General features: G+C 39.8%; 25 protein-coding genes. 16 read left to right on the forward strand and 9 right to left on the reverse strand.

Annotation, left to right across the window (positions count from 1 at the left end; translation table 11 throughout):
• Position 1 precedes the first annotated feature (1 nt).
• Positions 2-811 (reverse strand): septum site-determining protein MinD, encoded by an 810-nt coding sequence (minD, locus tag PSPO_RS17725; RefSeq protein WP_010559207.1) that lies wholly within the window; start codon positions 809-811, stop codon positions 2-4.
• Positions 812-823: 12 nt separating this feature from the next.
• The gene (minC, locus tag PSPO_RS17730; RefSeq protein ID WP_010559206.1) at positions 824-1,522 is read right to left on the reverse strand and encodes a septum site-determining protein MinC; all 699 of its coding nucleotides are present in this window, start codon (positions 1,520-1,522) and stop codon (positions 824-826) included.
• A 136-nt stretch (positions 1,523-1,658) separates the two neighbouring features.
• Between minC and PSPO_RS17735 the strand changes: the two genes are divergently transcribed.
• The 15 genes from PSPO_RS17735 (at position 1,659) to PSPO_RS17805 (ending at position 17,625) form a co-directional block, all read left to right on the forward strand.
• Positions 1,659-1,937, forward strand: a complete 279-nt coding sequence (locus PSPO_RS17735; RefSeq protein WP_010559205.1) for a YcgL domain-containing protein — start codon at positions 1,659-1,661, stop codon at positions 1,935-1,937.
• A 35-nt stretch (positions 1,938-1,972) separates the two neighbouring features.
• Positions 1,973-2,953: a lytic murein transglycosylase gene (locus PSPO_RS17740; protein WP_395389411.1), complete on the forward strand. Its 981-nt coding sequence runs from the start codon at positions 1,973-1,975 to the stop codon at positions 2,951-2,953.
• 101 nt (positions 2,954-3,054) lie between these two features.
• Positions 3,055-3,555, forward strand: a complete 501-nt coding sequence (locus PSPO_RS17745) for a YcgN family cysteine cluster protein (protein WP_010559203.1) — start codon at positions 3,055-3,057, stop codon at positions 3,553-3,555.
• Positions 3,555-4,064 carry an RNA methyltransferase gene (locus tag PSPO_RS17750; RefSeq protein WP_010559202.1) on the forward strand — a complete coding sequence of 170 codons (510 nt, stop codon included), beginning with the start codon at positions 3,555-3,557 and terminating at the stop codon, positions 4,062-4,064. Before PSPO_RS17745 ends, PSPO_RS17750 begins: the two co-directional genes overlap by 1 nt.
• A gap of 345 nt (positions 4,065-4,409) precedes the next feature.
• On the forward strand, positions 4,410-5,171 hold the full coding sequence (locus tag PSPO_RS17755; RefSeq protein WP_010559201.1) for a DUF3450 domain-containing protein: 762 nt from the start codon (positions 4,410-4,412) through the stop codon (positions 5,169-5,171).
• Between the two features lie 12 nt (positions 5,172-5,183).
• Positions 5,184-6,548: a MotA/TolQ/ExbB proton channel family protein gene (locus PSPO_RS17760; RefSeq protein WP_010559200.1), complete on the forward strand. Its 1,365-nt coding sequence runs from the start codon at positions 5,184-5,186 to the stop codon at positions 6,546-6,548.
• Position 6,549: 1 nt separating this feature from the next.
• Positions 6,550-7,077: a MotA/TolQ/ExbB proton channel family protein gene (locus PSPO_RS17765; RefSeq protein ID WP_010559199.1), complete on the forward strand. Its 528-nt coding sequence runs from the start codon at positions 6,550-6,552 to the stop codon at positions 7,075-7,077.
• 32 nt (positions 7,078-7,109) lie between these two features.
• Positions 7,110-7,520, forward strand: a complete 411-nt coding sequence (locus PSPO_RS17770) for an ExbD/TolR family protein (protein WP_010559198.1) — start codon at positions 7,110-7,112, stop codon at positions 7,518-7,520.
• Between the two features lie 2 nt (positions 7,521-7,522).
• Positions 7,523-8,125 (forward strand): energy transducer TonB, encoded by a 603-nt coding sequence (locus PSPO_RS17775; RefSeq protein WP_010559197.1) that lies wholly within the window; start codon positions 7,523-7,525, stop codon positions 8,123-8,125.
• Between the two features lie 52 nt (positions 8,126-8,177).
• Positions 8,178-9,476, forward strand: a complete 1,299-nt coding sequence (locus PSPO_RS17780) for a tetratricopeptide repeat protein (protein WP_010559196.1) — start codon at positions 8,178-8,180, stop codon at positions 9,474-9,476.
• Positions 9,477-9,738: 262 nt separating this feature from the next.
• Positions 9,739-11,340, forward strand: a complete 1,602-nt coding sequence (locus PSPO_RS17785) for a hypothetical protein (protein ID WP_010559195.1) — start codon at positions 9,739-9,741, stop codon at positions 11,338-11,340.
• A 77-nt stretch (positions 11,341-11,417) separates the two neighbouring features.
• On the forward strand, positions 11,418-14,144 hold the full coding sequence (locus PSPO_RS17790) for a TonB-dependent receptor domain-containing protein (RefSeq protein WP_010559194.1): 2,727 nt from the start codon (positions 11,418-11,420) through the stop codon (positions 14,142-14,144).
• Between the two features lie 213 nt (positions 14,145-14,357).
• The gene (asd, locus tag PSPO_RS17795; RefSeq protein WP_010559193.1) at positions 14,358-15,464 is read left to right on the forward strand and encodes an aspartate-semialdehyde dehydrogenase; all 1,107 of its coding nucleotides are present in this window, start codon (positions 14,358-14,360) and stop codon (positions 15,462-15,464) included.
• Between the two features lie 147 nt (positions 15,465-15,611).
• Positions 15,612-16,070 (forward strand): GNAT family N-acetyltransferase, encoded by a 459-nt coding sequence (locus tag PSPO_RS17800; protein ID WP_040642558.1) that lies wholly within the window; start codon positions 15,612-15,614, stop codon positions 16,068-16,070.
• A 124-nt stretch (positions 16,071-16,194) separates the two neighbouring features.
• Positions 16,195-17,625 (forward strand): MBL fold metallo-hydrolase, encoded by a 1,431-nt coding sequence (locus PSPO_RS17805; protein ID WP_148665287.1) that lies wholly within the window; start codon positions 16,195-16,197, stop codon positions 17,623-17,625.
• A 646-nt stretch (positions 17,626-18,271) separates the two neighbouring features.
• On the opposite strand, the gene PSPO_RS17810 is transcribed toward PSPO_RS17805, so the two are convergent.
• From PSPO_RS17810 to PSPO_RS17840, 7 genes are read right to left on the reverse strand one after another with little or no spacing between them, the layout of a single operon-like run.
• Positions 18,272-19,216, reverse strand: coding sequence for an ion transporter (locus PSPO_RS17810; RefSeq protein WP_010559190.1), 945 nt, complete (start codon positions 19,214-19,216; stop codon positions 18,272-18,274).
• Positions 19,217-19,260: 44 nt separating this feature from the next.
• A complete protein-coding gene (locus PSPO_RS17815; RefSeq protein ID WP_010559189.1) occupies positions 19,261-20,484 on the reverse strand; it encodes a low temperature requirement protein A in 1,224 nt (407 codons plus the stop codon).
• A gap of 1 nt (position 20,485) precedes the next feature.
• Positions 20,486-21,040: a carboxymuconolactone decarboxylase family protein gene (locus tag PSPO_RS17820; protein ID WP_010559188.1), complete on the reverse strand. Its 555-nt coding sequence runs from the start codon at positions 21,038-21,040 to the stop codon at positions 20,486-20,488.
• Between the two features lie 12 nt (positions 21,041-21,052).
• Entirely contained in the window at positions 21,053-21,694 is a 642-nt protein-coding gene (locus tag PSPO_RS17825) for a DsbA family oxidoreductase (protein WP_010559187.1), read from the reverse strand.
• Positions 21,694-22,059 (reverse strand): cupin domain-containing protein, encoded by a 366-nt coding sequence (locus PSPO_RS17830; RefSeq protein ID WP_010559186.1) that lies wholly within the window; start codon positions 22,057-22,059, stop codon positions 21,694-21,696. The genes PSPO_RS17825 and PSPO_RS17830 overlap by 1 nt, the downstream gene beginning before the upstream one ends.
• Before the next feature lie 8 nt (positions 22,060-22,067).
• Complete coding sequence (locus tag PSPO_RS17835; RefSeq protein ID WP_010559185.1) at positions 22,068-22,610, reverse strand: redoxin domain-containing protein; 543 nt, start codon at positions 22,608-22,610, stop codon at positions 22,068-22,070.
• Between the two features lie 9 nt (positions 22,611-22,619).
• Positions 22,620-23,201, reverse strand: a complete 582-nt coding sequence (locus tag PSPO_RS17840) for an NAD(P)H-dependent oxidoreductase (RefSeq protein ID WP_010559184.1) — start codon at positions 23,199-23,201, stop codon at positions 22,620-22,622.
• 120 nt (positions 23,202-23,321) lie between these two features.
• Between PSPO_RS17840 and PSPO_RS17845 the strand changes: the two genes are divergently transcribed.
• Positions 23,322-23,693: a winged helix-turn-helix transcriptional regulator gene (locus PSPO_RS17845; protein WP_010559183.1), complete on the forward strand. Its 372-nt coding sequence runs from the start codon at positions 23,322-23,324 to the stop codon at positions 23,691-23,693.
• Positions 23,694-23,929: the final 236 nt, after the last annotated feature.

Genomic DNA, 23,929 nt, shown 5'->3' on the forward strand with positions numbered 1-23,929 from the left:
ATTAACCTCCAAATATCCGTTTAAGTAGGCCCTTCTTCTCAGCTTCTAAAAAGCGAAAATCTACTTTTTCACCTAATAAACGGTCAATCGCATCGGAATACGCTTTACCCGCATCAGAATCTGAATCAAGAATTACAGGCTGACCCGAGTTAGACGCATTAAGTACTGCTTTTGACTCAGGAATAACGCCCAATAAATCGATTGCAAGAATATCTTGAACATCTTCTACCGACAGCATTTCACCCGTTGCAACACGCTCTGCATTATAACGTGTTAATAGCAGGTGTTCTTTTACGTTTTCAAGCCCTTCTTCAGCGCGTTTTGACTTACTTTGTAAAATACCCAAAATACGATCTGAGTCGCGCACCGATGAAACTTCAGGGTTAGTTGTAACAATTGCTTCGTCTGCGAAGTACAGTGCCATCATTGCACCTGCTTCAATACCCGCTGGCGAGTCACATATGATAAAGTCGAAATCTTTCTTAAGCTCGTTTAATACCAGCTCAACGCCTTCTTTGGTTAACGCGTCTTTATCGCGCGTTTGCGAAGCAGGTAAAATAAACAACTTTTCTACACGCTTATCTTTGATCAATGCTTGGTTTAAGTTTGCTTCATTGTTGATTACATTAACGAAATCATAAACAACACGGCGCTCACAACCCATAATCAAATCAAGGTTACGTAAACCAATATCAAAGTCGATAATAACGGTTTTGTATCCTTTTAACGCAAGCCCAGTGCCAATCGCTGCACTTGATGTTGTTTTACCAACACCGCCTTTACCTGATGTGACAACAATAACTTTTGCCATGAAATCTATCCTTTAAACCAAAGCTGAAATTTTTAATGATTCGTTTTCAAGTGAAATACATGCAGCATTGCCCCATGATTCACCTTGCAGTGAGTCGCTCAGCCAGTAGTTTCCATTAATTGAAACTAACTCAGCATTAAGCTTTTGGCAGAATATAACGGATTCTTGCCCTTTTGCGCCAGCGATAGCGCGGCCACGTAATGTGCCATAAACATGAATATTGCCATCGGCAATCACTTCAGCGCCTGGACTTACTGAGCCTGTAATAATGAGATCGCGGTTCTTCGCATAAACTTGCTGACCACCACGCACATTGCCACTAATAATTTGTGCTGGAACAAATACTTCTTTTTCAACAATTGATGTATTTGCAGCTGATTGTGGCTTTGCTTTAGGTGTTTGGTCTTTACTGTAATTTAGTATTGATAATTTGTGCAGTTTAGCGGCAGTGTTTTGCTCGTCCGTACCGTTACAAACACCTACAGGGTTAAGCTGTAGGTCAATTAAAGCTTGCTTTAACTTTGCAAAGTCAATGTGTTCGTTTGGTACAGACTGAAGGTTTACGACAATTGGCGCACCGAAGAAAAACTTGGGTACTTGAGCAATTTTTTCGTCAAGTTGACTAATCAAACTATCTAGATCGTTTTTAAAAAGATGCAATACAGATAGTGTAAAAAGGTTCCCTTTTAGTTCAAAAATTTGTTCCGACATAATCTCAATTATTATTATAAAAATCACAGGCTGATTTTTTAGAAGAATCCAGCCATTAAGCGCAATTTATCTCACTTTTAGTGTATGCCATGGTATAGTGTGACGCAGTGTTACGCAAGAAGTAAAAGGTGTTTGAATGCTCAGTGCAGTGTATAAAAGTAAAAAAAAGGCAGATACCTATCTGTACGTTGAAAAAAGAGATGATTTTTCAAAAGTTCCGGAACCTTTAATGGCAACTTTTGGTCAACCAAGTTTTGTAATGCTAATTAATTTAGCAAAACGTGAACAACTTGGTACGGCTGACCTTGAAAAAGTGAAGCAAGAATTAGCTGAAAAAGGATTTTATTTACAGCTACCGCCAAAACAAGAAAGTTTATTAGATGAATTTAGAAAACAAAATGGAGTCACTGACTAGTGTTTAAAAAACTCGCCCTAATCACAGCAAGCCTTATTTCGGTCTCTACCTTTGCAGATGAAGAGCAAGCAAAATTTAACCAGTACGTTGCAGATTTAAAAATAGAAGCAATTGAAAAAGGGTTTTCACAAAAAATTGTTGATAACGCCTTTGCAACCGTTAAGTTTAAGAAAAAAGTTATTAAAGCGGATAAAAATCAGCCTGAAGTAAAAGAAACGTTAGAAACTTATCTGCCAAAGCGTGTACCTAAGTGGAAGATAGATAGAGCACGTAAACTGTACAAAGAAAATCAAACAGAGCTTGAAAAAATTGCCGCTAAGTATGGCGTACAAGCGCGTTTTATCGTTGCGCTTTGGGGCCTTGAAAGTAACTTTGGTAAAATCCAAGGCTCACATCCGGTTATTTCTTCAGTGGTAACGTTAGCATACGACGGACGTCGCGAGGCGCTGTATAAACGCCAACTTTGGGCTGCGTTAACGATTTTAGAAGAAGGCCATATTGATCTTGACCACTTTAAAGGTTCGTGGGCAGGCGCAATGGGTCAAACACAATTTATGCCAACGTCGTTTAATGCTTACGCGGTTGATTACGACGGTGATGGTAAAAAAGACATTTGGCAAAACAAGCTCGATGCCTTCGCATCTATTGCAAACTATTTGAAAAAAGCGGGCTGGAATGACTCACTAACATGGGGCCGTCAGGTGGTGTTGCCTGAGGGGTTCAATAGTGAACATATTTTGCAGCGTGGCACGCGTACTCGCAAACAATGGCTCGAGAATTGGAATAAATCAGAACGTGGTCTAGCCGATTGGCAGGCACTTGGTCTTCGCCGTACTGATGGCACTGATTTGCCAAATGTTGGAATTACCGCAGCGCTCGTTATGCCAGACGATGAAAATGGCCGTATGTATTTGGCATATGACAATTACAAGGCGCTAATGCACTGGAATCGTTCTTATTATTTTGCGACTTCAGTTGGCTATTTATCAGACCGTATCGGTTACCCTAAAATCTAATCACCTATTTATCGGTGCCAGTCGTTGTATCTGGCACCTTTTTCTTTTCGCTTTTCTCACACAACTAGCTTAAAATGTCGCCCTGAAATTTAGGGGCACATATGTTAGAAGATAAATTTTGGCTTAAAAAGTCGTTGGCAGAGATGAACAACGATGAATGGGAAGCCATTTGTGATGGCTGCGGTAAATGTTGTTTACACACATTTATTGATAGCGATGAACAAGAAGAAAGTTTTGAAAGTACCGATGTACTGCGTGAAGGCGAAGAGATTATCTATACTGCGATTGTGTGTCGCTATCTCGATACTAAAAAGTGTTTTTGTACAGAATATGAAAACCGCACATCTTTAGTGCCTAGCTGTGTAAAACTGACCAAAGATAACATCGATAATATCTTTTTTATGCCACCAAGTTGTAGCTACCGTCGTCTACATGAAGGGCGTGGCCTTGCGTCTTGGCATCCACTTTTAAATAACGGCAGTAAAGCGGTAATGCATCGTATGGGGATTAGCGTTAAAGGCCGTGTAATGAAAGATAACCAAATCGATATGGATTTGTTTGAAGATTACATAGCCGATTGGCCTAAAGAGGACCACGACTAATGAGCAAGGTACAAGTGGTACTGATTAACCCTAAAAGCGCAACAAATGTGGGTGGCGTAATGCGTGCCGCAGGGTGCTATGGCGTTGAAAAGGTTCATCACACAGGTAATCGTTATGGTTTTGCGCAAAAATTTGCAACCGACACAAAACAGCGTATCGATGAAATACCACTGTGTGCACTTGAAAATATTGAAACACTTGTTAAGTCCGATACTAAAATAATCGCTGTTGAATTAATTGATGGGGCAACACCGTTACCGCATTTCGAGCACCCCGAAAACGCCATTTATGTATTAGGACCCGAAGATGGGTCAATTCGTAAAGACGTACTAAAGCACTGCGATGATGTTGTTTATGTACCGACAGTTGGCTGTATGAATCTTGCAGCAACGGTTAATGTTGTTTTATACGACAGATTAGCAAAGGCTACTAACACTGACTACTCAAGAGAGTTTTTGTTGCAAAATCGCGATAACAATAATCGCGTTACGTTTAAAAAGAAAAACTAGCAATCTCATTTTCACATGCGGCATTAATTCGTATTTTTGCCGCATAGCCAATTCTTACCAATCAACTTCATGCCAACTTTGCCGTATCTGTTTTGCTCAAAGTCATCTAAGAAATATGACAACGCGCACGATTTTTTGTCATGTCAATGAAAAATCACGGTTACATATTCGTTAACAGAATCCCTGTGCGAGATAAAATGCAAATCATTAACAATTGATTTATAACGTAAAAATATCTAAAGATTTCAAATTTACTGCCATGTAATGTAAATGACATGTTTATGAAACCCTTGTGTCATTTTGTGCCTCTAGACTATGCGCAATCATTTAATAGGGTTACATAAAATGTTTACAACTAAGTTTAGTAGAAAGATATTGGTAACAGCGCTAGTTGGATGTTCGCTAACGGCCGTTGCTAATGATCAACTTAAGCCTGTGATCGACAGCGCAGATAAAATTAATAAATCAGCACAAAAGTCGCAAGCAAAAATAGATAAAATTGCTGACACAATGCAAGGTCGCCTACAGCAATTTAAAACTGTTAATAAAGAGATTGATGGTTTAACGATTTATAACAAGCAACTAGAAAAACAAATCGCAAATCAATTAACAGAAATGGACAACATTAACGTATCAATTGACCAAGTATCGGTTATTGAACGTCAAATTACGCCATTAATGCTTAAGATGATCACCTCACTTGAGCAGTTTGTAGCATTAGATGTGCCTTTCTTACCAAACGAGCGCGCAGAACGCTTAGCCACATTAAAGCAGTTAATGGACCGCGCAGATGTAGCATCAAGTGAAAAATTCCGCCGCGTATTAGAAGCTTATCAAATCGAAGTTGACTATGGCCGTACCATTGAAGCGTACACCGGTCTTATCGATGTTGATGGCCAAGAGCGTGAAGTGGACTTTTTACGTATTGGTCGCCTTGACCTTATTTACCTAACGAAAGATGGCAAAAAAGCGGGAGTATGGAATACCGACGCTAAGGCGTTTGAACGCTTACCAGATAGCAATATTTCACAAATCAATAAAGCAATTCGCATTGCTAAAAAGCAACTTGCACCAGACATGTTAACGCTACCTGTTAAAGCAGTTTAATTAGAGGCCATTATGTTAGTTAAGAAATTCGTAAAATCTGTTATTGCTGCAAGCACGCTATTCACAGCAAGTGCAGTTGTCGCACAGCCAGTAGATCTTGATTCACTGTTAAAAACACTTGAGCAGGGTAACTACCAACAATCACAAGATAATCAACGCCGTGAAGCTGAGTTTGCGAAAGCAAATAATCAACAAGCAGCGATGTTACGTTCGCGTATTAATGAACGTGACGGATTAATTTCTGCGTCAACGCGTCTTGAAACTCAGTTTGAAGAAAATGAAATCAAACTAGCGAATATGAGCGAAACGCTAAACAAACGTATGGGTTCATTAAAAGAACTATTTGGTGTGTTACAGCAAGTAGCGGGCGATACACAAAGTAAATTTATTACGTCAAACGTATCTGCTGAATTGCCAGGTCGTGGTGCTTTCTTAAGTGAACTTGCACAAAAAATGGGTTCGAGCTCTAAACTTGCGTCAATCGAAGATATTGAAAAAGTATGGTTCGAATTACAACGTGAAATGACTGAGCAAGGTAAAGTATCGCGCTTTAACCGCGATGTGATTGTTGCTGGCGGCGAAAAAGTAAATAAAGAAGTGGTACGTGTTGGTTCATTCAACCTAATCGCGGATGGCAAATACCTTACTTACAACGAGACCACAAACACATTATCAGAATTGACGCGTCAACCCGCTTCACGTTTCCAGTCAAGTGCGGCAGATTTACAAGCAGCAAACTCAGGTTTTGTTGATTTTGCCCTAGACCCAACAGGTGGCTCAATTCTTGGTTTATTAGTTCAAGCCCCAAGTACCGAAGAGCAAGTTCACCAAGGTGGAGCGGTAGGCTACGTTATTTTAGCGGTAGGTTTAATCGGTTTATTAATTGCCTTAGAGCGCTTTGTTTCGCTAATGATTATGGGTGGCAAAATCAAACGTCAGCTTAAAACGGACGTTGCATCAGATGACAACCCACTTGGTCGTGTAATGAAGGTGAAAGATCAATACCCAGATGTGACCTATGACACGCTAGAACTCAAATTATCAGAAGCAATTTTACGTGAAATGCCGCGTATTACACGTAACTTAACGCTGATTAAAATCATTTCTGTGGTTGCGCCGTTACTCGGTCTACTCGGAACTGTAACCGGTATGATTAATACCTTCCAAGCAATTACGTTATTCGGTACTGGCGACCCGAAACTAATGGCTGGCGGTATTTCAACAGCGCTTGTAACCACAGTGTTAGGCCTTGTTGTGGCAATTCCGACGGTATTTATTTACACACTACTTAATACCCGCTCTAAAAACCTACTGGTAATTTTACAAGAGCAAAGCGCAGGCATCATTGCTGAGCGCAGTGAGAAAGGTGCGCAGTAAGATGGTTATCTTTGCGGACTTCATCAACGCGATACGCGATTTTCTAGACACCGGCGGCTCTGTGCTGCTGGTGATCGGAGTCCTGATTTGCGCAATGTGGTTATTGGTGATTGAGCGCTTTATGTTTTTGTTTACAACATACCGTTCAAGTAAAAAATCAGTGATCACCAACTGGTTCGCACGCGAAGAGCGCAATAGCTGGGAAGCGGAGCAAATCAAACAAGCAAATATTTCGCGTATTAGCTTAAAGCTAAATCACAATTTACCCATGATCAATATGTTAGTAGCACTGTGTCCATTACTTGGTCTACTTGGCACGGTTACCGGCATGATTGAGGTGTTTAATGTGATGGCAATTACCGGTACGGGTAGCGCACGCTCAATGGCGTCTGGTGTATCAAAAGCCACTATTCCAACAATGGCAGGGATGGTAGGTGCGTTATCAGGGGTATTTGCCTCGACGTATTTACAGCGTAAAGCAAAGCGCGAAGTAGCGCTACTTGACGATAAATTGGTCTTAGACCACTAACACCAATTTTAAACGAATTTTAGGAGCTAGTAATGAGAGCACCATTAGCAAATGTATTTCAAGAAGAAGAAAACGAAGAAATTAATATGACGCCAATGCTGGACGTTGTATTTATCATGCTGATTTTCTTTATTGTAACGGCCACTTTTGTCAAAGAAGCGGGTATCGATGTAAACCGACCTGAAGCGGCAACAGCAGTACAAAAAGAACGTGCCAATATCCTTGTCGCTATATCAGATAAAGGCGAAATTTGGATTAACAAACGCCAAGTAGATGTACGTGCGGTTCAAGCTAATATCGAACGTTTACACGCAGAAAACCCGCAGGGCAGCGTGGTTATTCAAGCTGATAAAAAAGCCACTACTGATACCTTAATTAAGGTAATGGATGCGGCGCGTTCGGCAGGTGTATTTGACGTATCAATTGCGGCTCAGGAAGCGTAACAATGCGTTATTTAATTTCCACTTTAATCGCAATTGTTGTAACTGCCTTGTTGTTTTTCGGCATGCAGGCGCTAATTCAAAGTGGTGATGGTGTGGCAAGTGAACCGGTAAAAGGCAATGTTCTTGATTTTGTGCGTCTTAAACAAGAAGAGACTGTACAAAAGAAAGAACGAAAGCCGCAAAAGCCGCCAAAGCCAAAAGAGCCACCACCGCCAATGGCGCCACAAGCGAGTAGCAGCGAAAGCACGGATACTGCGAGTAATTTTGATTTTTCTGCCAATGTTGACACCAATGTTGATTTAGCTGCAGGGCTTGCGCTTGATTCGGGTGATGGTGAATACCTACCAATTGTTAAGGTATCACCTGTCTATCCACGTCGAGCGTTAAGCCGCGGTATTGAGGGTTACGTTATTGTTGAATTTACCGTAACTAAATCTGGCACTGTAAGCGAGCCGCGTGTAATACAAGCGGAGCCAGAAGAAATCTTTAACCGTGCCGCAATGGACGCCGCGCTAAAGTTTAAATACAAACCGCGCGTTGTTAACGGTGAAGCCGTTGAAGTAGCGGGTGTACAAAACAAAATTACATTCCAAATTAATGGGTAGTTTGTTAGCGGGAACATCCCGCTAACACTTTAAATAGTTAGGTTGAATTACAATGTTGAAAAGAAATTTAATTAGTATTGCATTAGTTGGTTGTGTATTTGGCGCGCCAATGAGCGACGCGATGTTCCAGACACAGCTTGCATCAGTATCAGCTGAAGAAGTTAAAACGAAACGTGTTCCAGCTCTTCGCAATAAAGTGTATACGCAACTAGCGCGTGCACAAAAACTGGCTGACGACGGCGATGTAGCAGCAGGCCTTGAAGCACTTGATATTGTACAGAAAAAGTCATCAAGTATGAATAGCTATGAAGTAGCCATGATGTACAACTTTTACGGTTTTATTTATTACAACGAAAACCGTGTTAGTGAGGCTATGGCTGCATTTGAAAATGTAGTAAAGCAAGACCCGATCCCAGAAAGTTTAAAGCTCAATACCATTTTCTCGTTAGCGCAATTAGCAATGGCTGAAGGCCAATTCGATAAAGTGCTGAGTTATCTTGATAGTTGGGAGTCGCTTAATACCAAACCGCCACAAGCAAACTATTATGAGCTTAAAGCCAACGCTAGTTATCAAGCGAAGGATTACCAAAGCGCAATTAAATACATTAATACCGCGATTAACCTTAACAAAGTTGACAATAAAGACGTAAAAGAAAACTGGTTTATCTTACTGCGTGCGTCTCACTATTCGCTAAACCAACCAAAAGAAGTGGTACGTGTACTAGAAGAAATGGTGCTGCGTTTTGACAAACCTGAATACTGGGTACAGCTGGCTGGCATGTACGGCGAAGTAGGCCAGGACGATAAACAACTAGCACTGATTGAAACAGCAAAACAACGTGGTTTCTTGGACGATGCAACTAAGCTTAAAAATCTGGCACAAATATACATGTATTCAGGTCTTGCTTACAAAGCAGCAAACGCGATGGAGCTTGGGTTTGAAAAAGGCAATATCGAAAAATCAGCAAAGAACCTTATCTTTGTAGCAGAAGCCTATATGCAAGCGCGAGAAGATAAAAAAGCGGTGCCGTATTTTATTGCGGCTGCAAAACAAACTGATACTGGTGAATATGATCGCCGTTTAGCAGAGGTGTACTTAAACTTAGAATTATTTGATGAAGCGGCTGATTCGGCACGTGCTGCGTTAAATAAAGGCAGTTTAAAGCAAGAATCAAACGCCTATATTGCGCTTGGAATGGCGCAATACAATCTCGAAAACTTCGATGCAGCTATCCTTGCATTTGAGCAAGCTAAAAAATACAAAAAGTCAGAACGCTTAGCGGCCCAGTGGCTGCAATATGTGAAACGTGAAAAACTTGATAAAGACACGTTAGCCAAGGCCTATTTGTAACATACCTATCAAAATAAATTTGTAATCAACCCTAAGGGACCTTCATGGTCCCTTATTTCTTTGTATTTCAAACACTTTTAAAACAACTCATGTATACGTGTAAGTTCGTAGTGTTTAAGAAATTTGACAAGAAACTGTCACGCACATGTTAAGTAAGTGTAACCCATTTGACACATAAACCCTCTAACTTAGAGCCAGTTCTAAATTAGTGCACACGCACATAAAAAGCGAAAAAGCTTAAAAACTATCAACGGAGAAAACAATGAAACTTTCTGGTTTATTTAAAGTGAGCATGGTTGCATCAGCACTTACTCTTGCAGGTTGTGGCGGCGATATCAATATTACACCAACTACAGTCGATAACAGCGTAGACAACTCTGTAACAAACCCAGGTGGTTCAAATCCAGACCCAATTTCATGTGCAACGTATACGCTTGACGGTGCATCGTTCACAGGTGAAGCAGACGGCGTAAACTGTGTTTACAGCCAAGCATTTGCAAGTAACGCAAAAGACATCACAAGCTCTTTCGTAATCCCAGCGCTTGAAGATAACGGCGCACATATCTTCGAAGGTGCTTTATTTATTGGTAAAGACATTGATACGTCAACGGGCGCAACCATTGACGATAATGGTCCAACACTGTCAATTGAAGCGGGCGCAACTATTGCGTTCACTAAACCAGAAAGCTTTATTCGTATTGCACGTGGTGCAAATATCGAAGCAATTGGTGAAGTAGACAAGCCAATCGTATTTACCTCTATTTCAGAGATTGATGGCGATGATTCAACAACAGCACAAATTGGTGACTGGGGTGGTATTCAAGTAAATGGTCGCGGTCATTCAATTCGTTGTACTGCAGACGCTGCAAGCCAAGACCTATGTAACCACCCAGCAGAAGGTATCGTTTCATACTACGGTGGTAACGATCCACAAGATAACAGCGGTATTTTAAAGCATATTGTTATCAAATACGCAGGTTTTGGTGTTGAAGGTGATGAACTTAACGGTTTAACGCTTAACGCGGTAGGTTCAGGCACTACAATCGATTACGTTCACGTTCACAACGGCTTCGATGACGGTATCGAGCTATTCGGTGGTTCAGTGAACCTTAAGCACATTGTTGTAACAGAAACTGGCGATGACGGTATTGACTGGGATGAGGGTTGGAAAGGCATGGGCCAATACATCCTTGTTCACTCAAAAGAATACGGTAACCACGGCTTTGAAACTGACGGTGCGAAAAAAGATCCGCTTTCAGGTGATGGCCAAGGCTTAGTAACAACAGTATCAAACCCAATTATTGCTAACGCAACGGTTGTTGCAACTGGATCTGCAGGTGCAGAAGGCCGCCGTGACGGAGCTGGCATGGAAATGAAAGAATGGGGTAAAGTGCAAATGGCAAATATCCTGTTTGCCAACTCGTCTACAGAAGCTGGAGCAGGCTGTTTAGATTTATTTAACGATAAAGATTTATCAGGTGCAGCGGGTGTTCATGCAAACGCGAAAAATGGCGATATTTCATTTGAAAGCGCGATTTTTGCATGTGGTCTTAACTTTGAAGAAATTGACACTCCGTTAACTGGTGAATTAGCTGATTTCGATATCGCAGCGTGGTTTGCGGCAGGTAACAACAACCAAACGATTGGCTTTGCTAACTTTGAAAACATTTTTGCAGCAGATGGCGTATCTACTAAATCGGCAATGATGGATAAAGACGGTAACGCTGTGACAGTTGTTGCAAAAGACATGAGCGAAGTCAATCCGTTCTTTGATAACGCCGGTTTTGTTGGCGCAATTCAAGAAGGTGCAACAGGCGATTGGGCAGAATTTGTTAAAGCGTCGCTAGAGCGCGCTGGTCACTAATCTAAGCCAAGTAGTGAGTTTAGGTGTGGCGTTAGCCACACCTCTTTATAAAAACTATAGGTTTAGAGGATTATATAATGAAACCAAAAAAGCAGTTTAAAGCTAATTTAGTTACGCTTTCGGTGCTTTGTGCGTTTTCGTCATTTTCCTCTGTTGCAGATGAGAATGAACAGGCACAAGTACAAAAGGAAATTGAAGAAGTTGTTGCAACCGCAAGCCGTTTAAAAGGCAGTGCAAGTGCAGTAATTGAAGAGCGTAAAAACCAAGCTTTCGTTGCCGACATTATGGGTGCTGAGCAAATTTCACGTACCGGTGATTCAGATGCTGCATCTGCGCTTCGTCGTGTAACAGGTTTAAGCTTAGTAAACGATAAATTTATTTATGTACGTGGTTTAGGTGAGCGTTACTCAAGCGTTCGATTAAATGGCGCATCTGTACCGAGCCCAGATTTAACGCGTAGCGTTATTCCACTTGATATCTTCCCATCAAGCATTATCGAGTCACTTTCAGTACAAAAAGCCTATTCACCAAATATGCCAGCGGCGTTCGGTGGTGGTGACGTAAATATTCGTACTAAAAGCATTCCTGATGATCGCGTGTTTAAAGTGGATATCGGTGCAAGCTATAAAGACACCAATGATGAAGGTTACACCTACGAAGGTGGCAGCGATGATTGGTTAGGTACCGACGACGGCACACGTGCTATGCCTGGCACGGTGCGTGCTGCACTTAATCGTTATGTTAACGGTTTATCGGATATTTCTATTCGAAACATTCGTGATATTGAGTCAAAAGCGCTTGGTGAAGATATCGGTCAAGACGCTGCGATTGCGTTAAACAAAGATCTGATTAAAGCACTGCCACGTGATTATGGATTACAAGAAGAAAGCTTAAATCCAGATTTTGGCATTAAAGCAGTTTATGGTGACCGTTTTGACGATGTATTGGGTTTTGGCGGGTCGCTTGGCTTTTTGGCAAGCGTTGCATATGACAATGAGTGGTCTAATGCAAATGAGTTTGGTGCCGTATTATCGTCAGCCGATGCAGCCAAGGCAGCGCAGTGTTCAACAAAAACTTTTGCCTGTTATTCGGCTAAAAATGAAAAGCAAACTACCAAAAATAATATCAAGCTAAATACCTCTTTAAATTTAGGTTATAAACTTGATGGCCATGAATTAACGGCAACATACATGAAACTTCGTGATACCGAAGACGAAGCGTCAGTTGCTATTTATCAAGAGCCATCAAAATCATTAAGTATTGATGATGGTCAAGTTCAGCGCAGTCATACAACGTCATTTGAAGAGCGTGAATTAGATATTCTTCAAGTTCGCGGTCAGCATAATTTAACGTGGAGTGTATTAGATGGCGTTGGTGTAGATTGGCATTATACCGATTCAACGGCGACGACAGAAATTCCAGGTGAACTTGAAATCACAGTGCGCGATGAGTATCAAGACGGTCAATACCAACGTACCTTCTATAATGGCTCACTCGGTGGCAACCCGTATTTATATCGCTTTGTTGATATGGAAGATCAGGTTGAAAACTGGGGCGTAAATGTAAACAAGGTATTTTACTTTGATGGTTCTGACATTGAGCTTTCAGGTGGTGGTTACTTTATAGAAAAAGCGCGTGATTATCGCACTGACTTCTTTAACTACCGCTTTGCACAAACTCAGCAAGTAGAACTGGCTCAAAGTGAAGATGATGCATTAAACATTGGCAGTTTCTTCAGTAACGACAGCACAGTAGATAACACAGATGTTGAGCTATTATTCCAAGAGCCAACAGCAGATGACTACTTAGCAGCGCAAATGATTGACGCATATTTTGGTGCATTCGATTACACCATTAATAACAACTGGCGTTTAAGCGGTGGTGTGCGTTATGAAGATTTCCGTCAAGTTGCGTTAGCGTTTTCACGAAGTGCATTTGATCCTGCATTACTTGAAGATAAGCTAAGCAGCGAAGCCATTGAGCAAGCGACAGTAATGGAAGACGACTACTTTGGCTCACTTTCTATGACGTACAGTCAAGATAGCTACCAAGTACGTTTTGGTTACGGCAACACGGTTGTTCGCCCAGATCTACGTGAACTTACGCCTGTTCAATATCAAGACCCACTAACTGATTATCGTACCCTTGGTAATCCGTACTTAGAGTCAAGTTACCTTGATAACTTTGACACACGTGTGGAGTTTTACCTAGACAACGGTGATAACTACTCAATTGGTGCATTCTATAAAGATATTGATAGCCCAATTGAAGCGTTACTTACTGAAAGTGATGGTCGTTTTACACTGCAATTTGATAACGCAGACAACGCAGTTGTTTACGGTATTGAAGCGGAGTGGATGACAGAACTAAGTGCTGATATGTTAGGCGGTGCGTTCTTTACATCAGGTAACTTAACGATAAGTGATTCAGAAGTTACAATTTTAGAGAGTCAGCGCGGCGATTTAACAAATCTTAAACGTCGAATGACAGGTCACTCTAAGTACGTTGCAAACGTTCAGCTTAACTATGATTCTCACAATGGTAATCATCAAGCGTCCGTTATCTACAATGTATTTGGCGACCGTATTCTTGCGGCTGGTGTTAATAACTTTGACGATGCATACGAGCAACCAATTAACTCGTTAGACCTTGTATATAGTTATTATCCAAACTTTAACTCAACGATTACGTTCAAAGTTAAAAACCTACTAGGTCAAGACTTTGAAGTTGAGCAAAATGACGTATTAATTCGTCAAAAAGAAATGCCAACGGAAATCAGCTTAGACTTCTCATACGAGTTCTAACAACATAGACTTTCAACTAAACCTAGCGTATTAATTTACCTAGCCAAAAAGCTCAACTTCGGTTGGGCTTTTTTTTATGATTTTTATTCAACAAAGCCTTTTATACGGTAGATTTCTAGAAGTCTAAATGATAGATTCAAATTTCTGCACTTTGTAGAACATTAATAACTCTCACGCATCAAAGTTATTACATTTTATTTAGGAATTAGAATTATGTTAAAAGTTGGTTTAGTCGGTTGGCGTGGTATGGTTGGCTCCATATTAATGGAGCGTATGCAACAGGAAGGTGATTTTACGAAAATTGATGCGACCTTTTTCACCACCTCACAAACCGGCCAACTTGGACCTGATATCGCAGGTGACGCAAAACCATTATTAGACGCAAATGACATCAATGAGCTGGCTAAAATGGACGTGGTACTCACGTGTCAGGGCGGCGATTATACCAAAGCTGTGTACCCAGCATTACGTGAAACCGGTTGGAATGGTTACTGGATTGATGCTGCATCTGCACTACGTATGGCTGATGACAGTATTATTGTATTAGATCCCGTAAACCTTGATGTAATTAAACGAGGGTTAGAGCAGGGGGTTAAAACTTTTGTTGGCGGTAACTGCACTGTTTCACTTATGCTTCTTGCTTTAGGTGGCTTGTTTGAGCAAGACCTTATTGAGTGGGTAAGCCCAATGACTTACCAAGCAGCATCGGGTGCAGGCGCACGTAATATGAAAGAACTCATTGCGCAAATGGGTGAAATTCATAACGAAGTGGCTGACAAACTTGATCCTGCATCGGCGATTTTAGAAGTGGATAAACTCGTTTCTGAAAAAATTAAATCAGATACTTTGCCAACCGATCAATTTGGTGTGCCGTTAGCAGGTAGCTTAATTCCATGGATTGATGTGCCAATGCCTTCAGGTCAAAGTAAAGAAGAATGGAAAGCGGAAGTTGAAGCAAACAAGATTTTAGGTAGCAATAAGCAGCCTATTCCAGTTGATGGACTATGTGTAAGAATTGGCGCGATGCGCTGTCATTCACAGGCGATGACAATTAAATTGAAAAAAGACATTTCGGTAGAAGAAGTTGAATCAATTTTAGCGTCACATAATCAATGGGTAAAAGTTGTACCTAATGAACGTGAAGTAACAAGTAAAGAACTTACGCCAGTTAATGTAACCGGAACCCTATCTATTCCTGTCGGTCGTATTCGTAAATTATCGATGGGCCCAGAATATATAAGTGCGTTCACGGTTGGTGATCAGCTGCTTTGGGGCGCTGCGGAGCCACTGCGTAGAATGTTACGTATCATTACTGATTAATATTATTCAGCTATTGTTTAAAGCCACCTGCGGGTGGCTTTTTTGTATTTTAAATTTAAAAATTACATATCTAAACGTATAAATTACTTTCTAAGCACTTGTTTATATGTAAAATAAATCTTTACCTATTCTAAATTAAAGACACGTATGTTGGTAAGACAGGCAATACTTAACGATTCAGTGGCGATTAGTGAACTGATAAGCAGATTAACGGTAAAGTACGTATTACCATCATGTGAAAGTAAGGTTCACCACATACTACTGAACTCAATGAGTTCTAAGCAGGTAAGCAACAACCTACAAAATGGCTACTATTACTTGCTTGCAGAAAACGCCAACAAACAACTTATCGGTGTTGCGGGGTTAAAAGATTATAGCCATCTTTATCATTTATTTGTCTGTGATAATCACCAAGGGCGGGGCATTGCTAAAACCTTGTGGCAAATCATCAAGCGTGATGCAGAGCGTATCAATAATACCAAGCAGTTCACGGTTAATTCGGCAATAACAGCTGAAAGTGTTTATTTATCTTTTGGTTTTAAGCGACTATCAGGCATACGCAATAGAGACGGTATGGTAGATATACCCATGACCCTTACCCTTTAATCTTTAATACAATAAGAGTTAATTACGAATTAAAGATTTCAATATTTTCACAGTTGTGCAATAGTTAATCAATAATAACAATATGCTCGCAATGATGCGTGTAAACGAAAAAACGGAATTTATTTTGAAATCCTACCTAACTATTTTTGCCCCAGCGTCACTAATATTTAATTTTACACAGGTAGCATATGCAAATAATGCTACTGAGTTTGTAAAGGAACTAAAAGAGCATTACCAAAGTACCCGTTCAATTAAAGCATTTTCGTTAACACACAGTTATTTAGGGCAAAGTAACCCGTATCAGTCATGGGACTTTAAGGTTCCTACTCGCTATAAAGCGTTTAAAGTAACCGACATTGATATGACAAACGAGCATTATTATCAAAATGTTGTGCATCATTACACTGGAGGTTTGTATTTTGATGAGGTGCATTTTCAAAATGATAGACATAGTCTACGCTACGAAAGAAACGGTATTTCATTAGGTAAACGTGCAGCGCCGCAGAATATGAAAAGTTATGAGCGCTATAAAAACCTAACTTTGATGAATATTGACTTTTTTGCAGTCAATCCATTGCTAGAAGAACAAAACGTTGCACAAAATGTCGTGTATTCGAAAGCAAATAATAAAGTGACTCTAACTCACCACGCATCACAAAAAAGTGAAATAGAATATACGTTTAGCACAAATCCGATACGCTTAAACTCAATTAATAATAAAACGCGCAATCGTATTTTTATTTACGATGACTACAAATACAATAATGGTTTTTACTTAGCGCATTCACTAATTAAGCATTATAACGGGGACACGTTACCGAGCTTTATAACACGAATTGAAGCGTTTAATACGATAGATAGAATAGAGCCTGAAAAACTCGTTTTACCACAAGGGTTTTACCTTAAACAAAGCCCAAACAATAGGGCGCTTAAAGTAACTTCTATTGCTAACAAGCTTTATTTAATTACTGATGAAAGCAATCATTACAATACATTATTTTATGTGAATGATAATGATATTACTGTTTTAGGCGTACCTAGAAATGCCAATATGGCGGTTGATATCATTGAAAAAATAAAACAAGTTCAACCAGATAAATCTATTACAGGCGTTTACGTAACACACCCATATAGCGATCATATTGCGGGGTTAGTGCCATTTGTAGACAATGGCGCAACAGTTTATGCTGATAGCTACACCATAAGTGCCATTAAGCAGTATGCAAAATTTAAAAATGATATTTCACGTTTTAAGTTTTCGCCAATTACACATGGCCATAAAATGTATGACATCCAGTTTTTTGTGTTAGAAAACGCACGGGCAAAAAAGCAAAGCTTTGCGTACTTTAAAAATGCAGGTATTATTTTCCAAACTGATTTTTTAGAAATCGCTAACGACAACACCATAGCAAAATTGCTACCAAGCTATAGTCATCAATTTATTCAATTCGTTTTACAAGAAAAACTAAACGTTAAACGCATCGTTGGTTATCACAGAAATAACAACATCACTAAAGATGTAATGGAAAAATCACTTAAAACAAATACCTTATAATGCGAGTGTGCCTTTTAAAAGTTCATTTGGTAAATTTCAGCGTTAAATTCATCGCTCGTTATAAATATAAATAATAAGTACGTTGCAAACTAAGCTCGTTAGCGGAATTCAACGTATCAAACGTAAACGTCCAATTTAAAGCAGGCTTATGTAAAGTGAAATATATAAACTTGTTTGCACACGTATTAGCGTAATGTTAAGTAGAGGTGAATGGTGATTCCAGAAAGAATTCAGAATTAGATAGACGATAAATCAGCAAGTTATCAAAGAACTCATAATTAGAAGTTTTCGTTATTTCAATCTCAGACTAATCATACTTATAAATAACTAACAATTAATAGTTTAGTTTTTGACTTGTTTTTATCGTGTAAATTTAGAAAAAATTGAAGCGCTTTATTCCTTTACTGTGAGATGAACCATTTATTTCCTCAATTTAAACCTTATGTACAGTCTTCTGGTGAAGCTCCTATTAGCTTATCGTATAAACATGATTATTAGCCGGCACTATAGAGCGATGAAGGAGCAGTCGCAGTTATTTGCTGTCATAGGCTGACTTCTACAGAGTGGACTTAAACCAACTCGTTTGTGAACCAAATTATTTAGAGATCTTGGTTTATTATATCTTTTAGGCTGAATCGCTAAAAAGCTAGGTTTTACCACAATGTGTGCATGTCACAGGTTTAGAATTGTGTCTGTTATAGTTTAATATTACCTGCTCTAGTTCTTGAGATGAGATCCCCATTGATTGAGATAATTTCTCAATAGCAGCTTGCTCTTCTGACGTAATTATACCGTCTTGCAGTGCGGTTGCTATCTCGCGTTCTAGTAGTTGTTTCCGTGTTCTCAGCTCATCTCCGAACTTAGCTGCAAGCATAGCAGCAGGTAACGCGACTATACCAACACCTAACAACATGATAAAAATGGATATAAATTTCCCTAAGAAAGTGATTGGTGTTACATCACCATAGCCAACCGTCGTCATAGTCACTACGGACCACCAAATGGCGCTAGGGATACTATCAAACACATCTGGTTGAGCCTCGTGCTCAACGCTATACATAACACTGGCTGACATTATTACTAAAACACTCATTATTATAATTGCAGCGCCTATGCTGGGTAATTCTTTTCTCAAGACGTCAATGAATAGTCGAAGTCCTTTGAAATAGTGAGTTAGTTTCAATAACCTAAGCATTCTAAGCATACGCAGATATCTTAAATCTATTGCAAATATGAACGATAAGTAAAAAGGGGCTATTGCCAACAAATCGATAAGTGACACTGGACTTAATGAATACTTAATTCTTGATTTTATAGGTTCAGAACGGTCACTGTGCGGTGATTCAACTGAAACCCAGATCCTCACGAAATATTCTAGCGTAAACACAACAACAGAAAACATGTTAAACAAGACAAACTCTTGATGGTACATTTCGCCTATGGGTTTATAAGACTCAAGAATAATGGCACTCACATTTAAAATGATAAGCACTACGATAAAGCCGCTAAATAATCCACTAGTCCTCGAGCCATCGAACCCATGCTCGAGAATGTCGTATACTTTTTTTCTAGTTGTTAGTGCCTTGCTCATCAATTTTTCCGCTAATTTTTGAGTTAACTGTTAATGCGTAATTCTTAAGCTTTAGTCTGTTCTTCTTTGGAAAATGTAAGGTAGGCTCTTGTCACTGGAATGGCTATTTGAGAGATTAATGCCGTTCCCCATAAAAGATTACCTACTAAAGCTGGCACATAGGGTAAGACCATTAATGTTGCTAAAGCCAAAGCAACACCAAACATACGTACATTTGCGGTAGCAAATCGATGAGCAATGCGTTCTTCGATATTGAATTGAATCCAAAGTAGACACAGTAAATATGAGGCAAGCCCGATACAACCTATTGCACCATATTTAAGCGGGTATGGGTCCCAAAATCCTACTTTTACTTCACCAGCAAGCGCAACACCCACCATCACAGCAGAAAGCATCAGAAACAAATGGGCTAACCACCAGTTCACAAGTGTCCATTTTTCTTGATTTTTTGGTTTTCCATTGCCTACAAAGTCGAAATAAATCCAGCATTGAACAAATACAGCTATACCCCCAAACATAAAGTTAAATAGGACTTCTGGAGTAACTTTATAGACGCCCTTTTCGGAAAGAGTAATCACTAGCTTAAAGAATCCTTCGCCAACAACAATGAGTAACAGTAGAGCAAATCTCTCAGACATATGCCCTAACCGAGGCAAAAATCGCTTACACTCTAAAACGCCAATTTTGGGAAGCATATACAGAAGTTGGATCGAAAGTATGGCAAGAGCAAATAACGCAAAATTATATGGCGCGGGTAGAAAAGCACTTATTGCGAATACGATAGCAAGAACAAAGAAGTTGCGGCTTACTGTTCGTGAAAGCACTGTTGCTTCAACACCAAGCTTATTTGTTCTGTGATATAAATAGGCGGTGATCGTTCGATTCGCTGCATAAGCAAGAGCAAAATACATCCAGCCTTTATCTAAAACATGAGGAATCGACGCTGCCATAACCATGGCGGTTACAATTTGGCAAGACATGATGAGTCGATGTTTTACATCAGTGCTGACATAAAGCGAGTTAAATACACTAGAGTCCGCCCATGCAAACCACACAGCGATAAATAGTCCCGCAAATGCTAGAAAACCATCCACACTTAAGTGGTCACTTAAAAAGTTTCCAAGTAAGAAAATAATGACCACATGGATCAAGTCATAAAATAACTCAACCCAATGCACATGGTCATGGGCATGGGCATGGGCATGGGCATCATCATGATCTAAGTGGTGCTTTGGCAATCGCCACATTGGATGGTTTTCTAGTGACATACTATTTCTCCGGCTTTTCCCACGCGTACGGCTTCATAGCGTCATCTACTTTTGTATGGGTTAACGCATTTGTGAAGTTTGAGATTAGTTTTGATGCCAGTCCGGTTAACACTTCCAAAGCTTGGCGCTTAGTATATCCAGCATTCAAAAACTCATTTAACTTATCGTCACCAATATGACCTCGGTTGTCTAATAAGGCTTTTGTGAAATCATGAAGCGCTTGAAGTTTTGCGTCTGGCAGTTTAGTGCCATTTCTCAACGCCTCAATAACATCATCTGGCATTTTTGATGACTTCATCATCCATGTATGGCCCGGAACACAATAGTGGCAATTATTCTCAAAGTTTGACGTCATAAAAACAACTTGTTGCTCAACTGGGCTAAATGTTGTTTCTTTCATGAAGCTTGTAAAGGTTTGGTTGTACGCTTTATACGTTGCTGGCGCTTCAGCTAAAATTTTGTGGAGGTTTGGGATCATGCCAAAACCAGCTAAAGATTGCTCCATCAGTGGTTTCGATTCTTCTGGAGCCGTATCCGGTTCATAATATGTAAACATAATAAGTTGTCTCTATTTTAAATATTGATTGAGTACACGTTCGAAAGTTGTTACTTCTTGTGCACCTGATAGGGCCTGCTTGCCATTAAAAATAAATAATGGCACGCCATGTATCCCATTTCGATGCCAGTGCGCTTCGCTTAACTTCACTTCCTCTCTATATGAGTTGTTAGCTAATACAGACTGAGCTTGGTGAGAATTCAAGCCAACCTTGTCAACAATCTGGATAAGTTCAGATGCTGTAAATGTGCCTCTATTACTGAAAAAATGCTCAAAAAGTGCTTCTGCTAATTGGTTTTGCAAATCACTTTCTTTCGCCCAATGAAGTAGCTGATGGCATTGATGGGTGTTAAGCATTTTCATTTCATCAAAGTAGTTAAACGTGAAGCCGACTTTCTTGCCTTCTTCAGTCAACATGGCCCTGGCTCGAATGCTGCCTTCTAATGTAGTTCCGTACTTTTTTGACAAATGTTGTCTTAGGTTTTCACCTTCGTTCGGCATATTGGGGTTAAGCTCGAAGGGGTGCCAGACAATATTAACGTCGAATTTAGTGTCAAAATTGGCCAATGCCGCTTTTAAGCGGCCATAGCCAATGACACACCAAGGGCAAACCACATCAGAAACGATATCAATGTTAATTTGTATCTTTGACATCATTTTCTCTTTTCAACGATAATTGCAGTGATTGTTGTGTCACCAACATTTTTAACTTGGTGTTCCCATTGGTCATGCCACATAACATAGCCGTCTGGGATCTCCAAAGTCATGTCTTTTTCATTCGTTGTTATCGTCGCCTTGCCACCTTTTTCGAAGTAAACAGTCTCAGCATTGTGTTTATGCCAATTATCCTGTTCACCTGGTTTTAGTGTCATCTTGAGCACCATAACTTCCGCGTTCTCAAGCAGCAGCTCATAGTGATTTGGAGACGCAATGTGCGCAGATTCGACTTTCGTGTCCTCTGCAAGCGCACTTCCAAACAATAGCGTTGAAATAACAGCTGACAATACAACCTTTTTCATAGGCGCTCCTATTTACGCATACCACGAATAGGGTAGTTGTTAGCGGGATTTCTTATCCAATCTAAGCCGCTTATCAATGACTGAAGTTCTGGCCTAACAAATGGATTGTTTGAAATGTCCACTACGTGGAGCTTTCCTTCGCTATTCACAACAAATAGACCCGGCTCAGCAAAAGGGTGATCCGTTTCTTCAGGCGATCTAGGATCTGATATATACAGTCCAAGCTCTTCCATCTGTTCAACAGTAAGGCCGTATGCGATAGGGAAGGTCACATTAAGTCTTTCCATATGACTTTCTAGTTGCGCTTTACTGTCACCAGAAACGGCGATCAAATCTACGCCTGTTTGAGCAAGTAAGCCTTTTGCATTTTCTAACTGGTTTAAGTAGCGGGTACAGAGCGGGCAGTGCTGACCTCTGTATACAACGACCATCTTCCAATCCAAACCATTTTCAGGAGTCGACAACTTTTTAATATCGCCATTCAAAAGTTTGGCTTCGATAATTGGAAAATTAGCACCTGCATGTAACTTACTGGTATATTCAACGCTCATGACTGCTCCTTAAAAATGTTTGTTAATGTGCGCTTCAAAACGTTTTAAGTCATTTTCCACATCGGCATTTTTCATCACATCAAAACACGCAAATGTTTCCATTGGTTTCATACCAAAGAACTTGAAGTTCATATGCATAGGGAACAGAAGATCATCAACAGATTTGCCATCAAAGAACTCAGTTTCGTCATTAAATGACTCTTCTGGCGCATTGAAAGTCAATGACATCATGTATTTCGTATTAGTTAGTGTGCCACCCATACCATAGTTTTCTTTAGGTGAGTCATGGTGGCGACCGTCACCATTACACAAAGCACCGCCCATACCTGCTGTATACACTTCATCCATATACTTTTTAAAAGACCAAGTAACCCCCATCCAATTAATTGGTGATTGGAAAATAACGAAATCCGCCCACTGATGGTTCTCTAGTTCTTTTTCAACATCTATCGTTTCAGACATTGTTACTACACGCGTTTTATGACCTTTTCCTTCTAATAAGCTAGCTGCTTTATCTACTAAGGTACTGTTAAGCTTGCCTTCAGAAAAAGGGTAATACTGATGACCATTGATGATTAAAATATTGCTCATTTGTGTTTACTCCAAAATTAAAATTTATTTTGAACGGTTATTTGTGGTATATTTTAGGTACCTTTTAACAACAATCAATTAGTATACTTTTAGTAACCTAGAATAAATAAGTGGGTAATTGTGGAAAGTTCAATAGAAACAGATAGTAAGGGAAGAAAAAAAGTTTATAACGCATGTACAGAGCCTTGTGCAATTGAAAAAGGCATGCGTTTAATCGGCGGAAAATGGAAAGGATCAATCATATATCATTTAAAAGATGAGCCCGTCCGGTTTAATGATTTAACTAGAATGTTAGGCGGCGCAACAAAGAAAATGGTTGATCAGCGTCTCAAGGAACTTGAAGACGAAGGTATGGTAATTAGAAAAGTTATAAGCGATAGACCAATCGCAGTTACTTATGAACTTACTGATTTTGGGAAGTCAGCTTTACATATCTTGGAAGAGTTAAGAACCTGGTCAGAATCGAATGATGTACAGCTAAATTCAAAGTAGCTTATTAATTAGCTCATCATTTAATACAATGTCATATGTTTTTAACCAAGATTTGGCCAAGTCAATGTCATTAAATAACTTAAAGTTTATGTTTATATTTTGATAAAGATCGTGAACTTCCTTCGTTTGAAATCATAGTTGCGTGGCACAAAAGGATGACAGCAGATCCTCTTCATAATTGGGTCCGAGACATTATCAGTAGACAACCTGTCTAAATTTAATGCTCTTTTACAGGA

This window comes from Pseudoalteromonas spongiae UST010723-006, assembly GCF_000238255.3.
Taxonomy (GTDB): domain Bacteria; phylum Pseudomonadota; class Gammaproteobacteria; order Enterobacterales; family Alteromonadaceae; genus Pseudoalteromonas; species Pseudoalteromonas spongiae.

Coding starts and splice junctions, on each gene's coding strand:
- PSPO_RS17770 (WP_010559198.1), top strand. CDS start 7,110: ATGAGAGCACCATTAGCAAATGTATTTCAAGAAGAAGAAAACGAAGAA.
- PSPO_RS17755 (WP_010559201.1), top strand. CDS start 4,410: ATGTTTACAACTAAGTTTAGTAGAAAGATATTGGTAACAGCGCTAGTT.
- PSPO_RS17750 (WP_010559202.1), top strand. CDS start 3,555: ATGAGCAAGGTACAAGTGGTACTGATTAACCCTAAAAGCGCAACAAAT.
- PSPO_RS17785 (WP_010559195.1), top strand. CDS start 9,739: ATGAAACTTTCTGGTTTATTTAAAGTGAGCATGGTTGCATCAGCACTT.
- minC (WP_010559206.1), bottom strand. CDS start 1,522: ATGTCGGAACAAATTTTTGAACTAAAAGGGAACCTTTTTACACTATCT.
- PSPO_RS17830 (WP_010559186.1), bottom strand. CDS start 22,059: ATGAAAAAGGTTGTATTGTCAGCTGTTATTTCAACGCTATTGTTTGGA.
- PSPO_RS17840 (WP_010559184.1), bottom strand. CDS start 23,201: ATGAGCAATATTTTAATCATCAATGGTCATCAGTATTACCCTTTTTCT.
- PSPO_RS17760 (WP_010559200.1), top strand. CDS start 5,184: ATGTTAGTTAAGAAATTCGTAAAATCTGTTATTGCTGCAAGCACGCTA.
- PSPO_RS17735 (WP_010559205.1), top strand. CDS start 1,659: ATGCTCAGTGCAGTGTATAAAAGTAAAAAAAAGGCAGATACCTATCTG.
- PSPO_RS17780 (WP_010559196.1), top strand. CDS start 8,178: ATGTTGAAAAGAAATTTAATTAGTATTGCATTAGTTGGTTGTGTATTT.
- PSPO_RS17825 (WP_010559187.1), bottom strand. CDS start 21,694: ATGTCAAAGATACAAATTAACATTGATATCGTTTCTGATGTGGTTTGC.
- PSPO_RS17810 (WP_010559190.1), bottom strand. CDS start 19,216: ATGAGCAAGGCACTAACAACTAGAAAAAAAGTATACGACATTCTCGAG.
- PSPO_RS17815 (WP_010559189.1), bottom strand. CDS start 20,484: ATGTCACTAGAAAACCATCCAATGTGGCGATTGCCAAAGCACCACTTA.
- PSPO_RS17790 (WP_010559194.1), top strand. CDS start 11,418: ATGAAACCAAAAAAGCAGTTTAAAGCTAATTTAGTTACGCTTTCGGTG.
- PSPO_RS17835 (WP_010559185.1), bottom strand. CDS start 22,610: ATGAGCGTTGAATATACCAGTAAGTTACATGCAGGTGCTAATTTTCCA.
- PSPO_RS17820 (WP_010559188.1), bottom strand. CDS start 21,040: ATGTTTACATATTATGAACCGGATACGGCTCCAGAAGAATCGAAACCA.
- PSPO_RS17775 (WP_010559197.1), top strand. CDS start 7,523: ATGCGTTATTTAATTTCCACTTTAATCGCAATTGTTGTAACTGCCTTG.
- minD (WP_010559207.1), bottom strand. CDS start 811: ATGGCAAAAGTTATTGTTGTCACATCAGGTAAAGGCGGTGTTGGTAAA.
- PSPO_RS17800 (WP_040642558.1), top strand. CDS start 15,612: ATGTTGGTAAGACAGGCAATACTTAACGATTCAGTGGCGATTAGTGAA.
- PSPO_RS17745 (WP_010559203.1), top strand. CDS start 3,055: ATGTTAGAAGATAAATTTTGGCTTAAAAAGTCGTTGGCAGAGATGAAC.
- PSPO_RS17765 (WP_010559199.1), top strand. CDS start 6,550: ATGGTTATCTTTGCGGACTTCATCAACGCGATACGCGATTTTCTAGAC.
- asd (WP_010559193.1), top strand. CDS start 14,358: ATGTTAAAAGTTGGTTTAGTCGGTTGGCGTGGTATGGTTGGCTCCATA.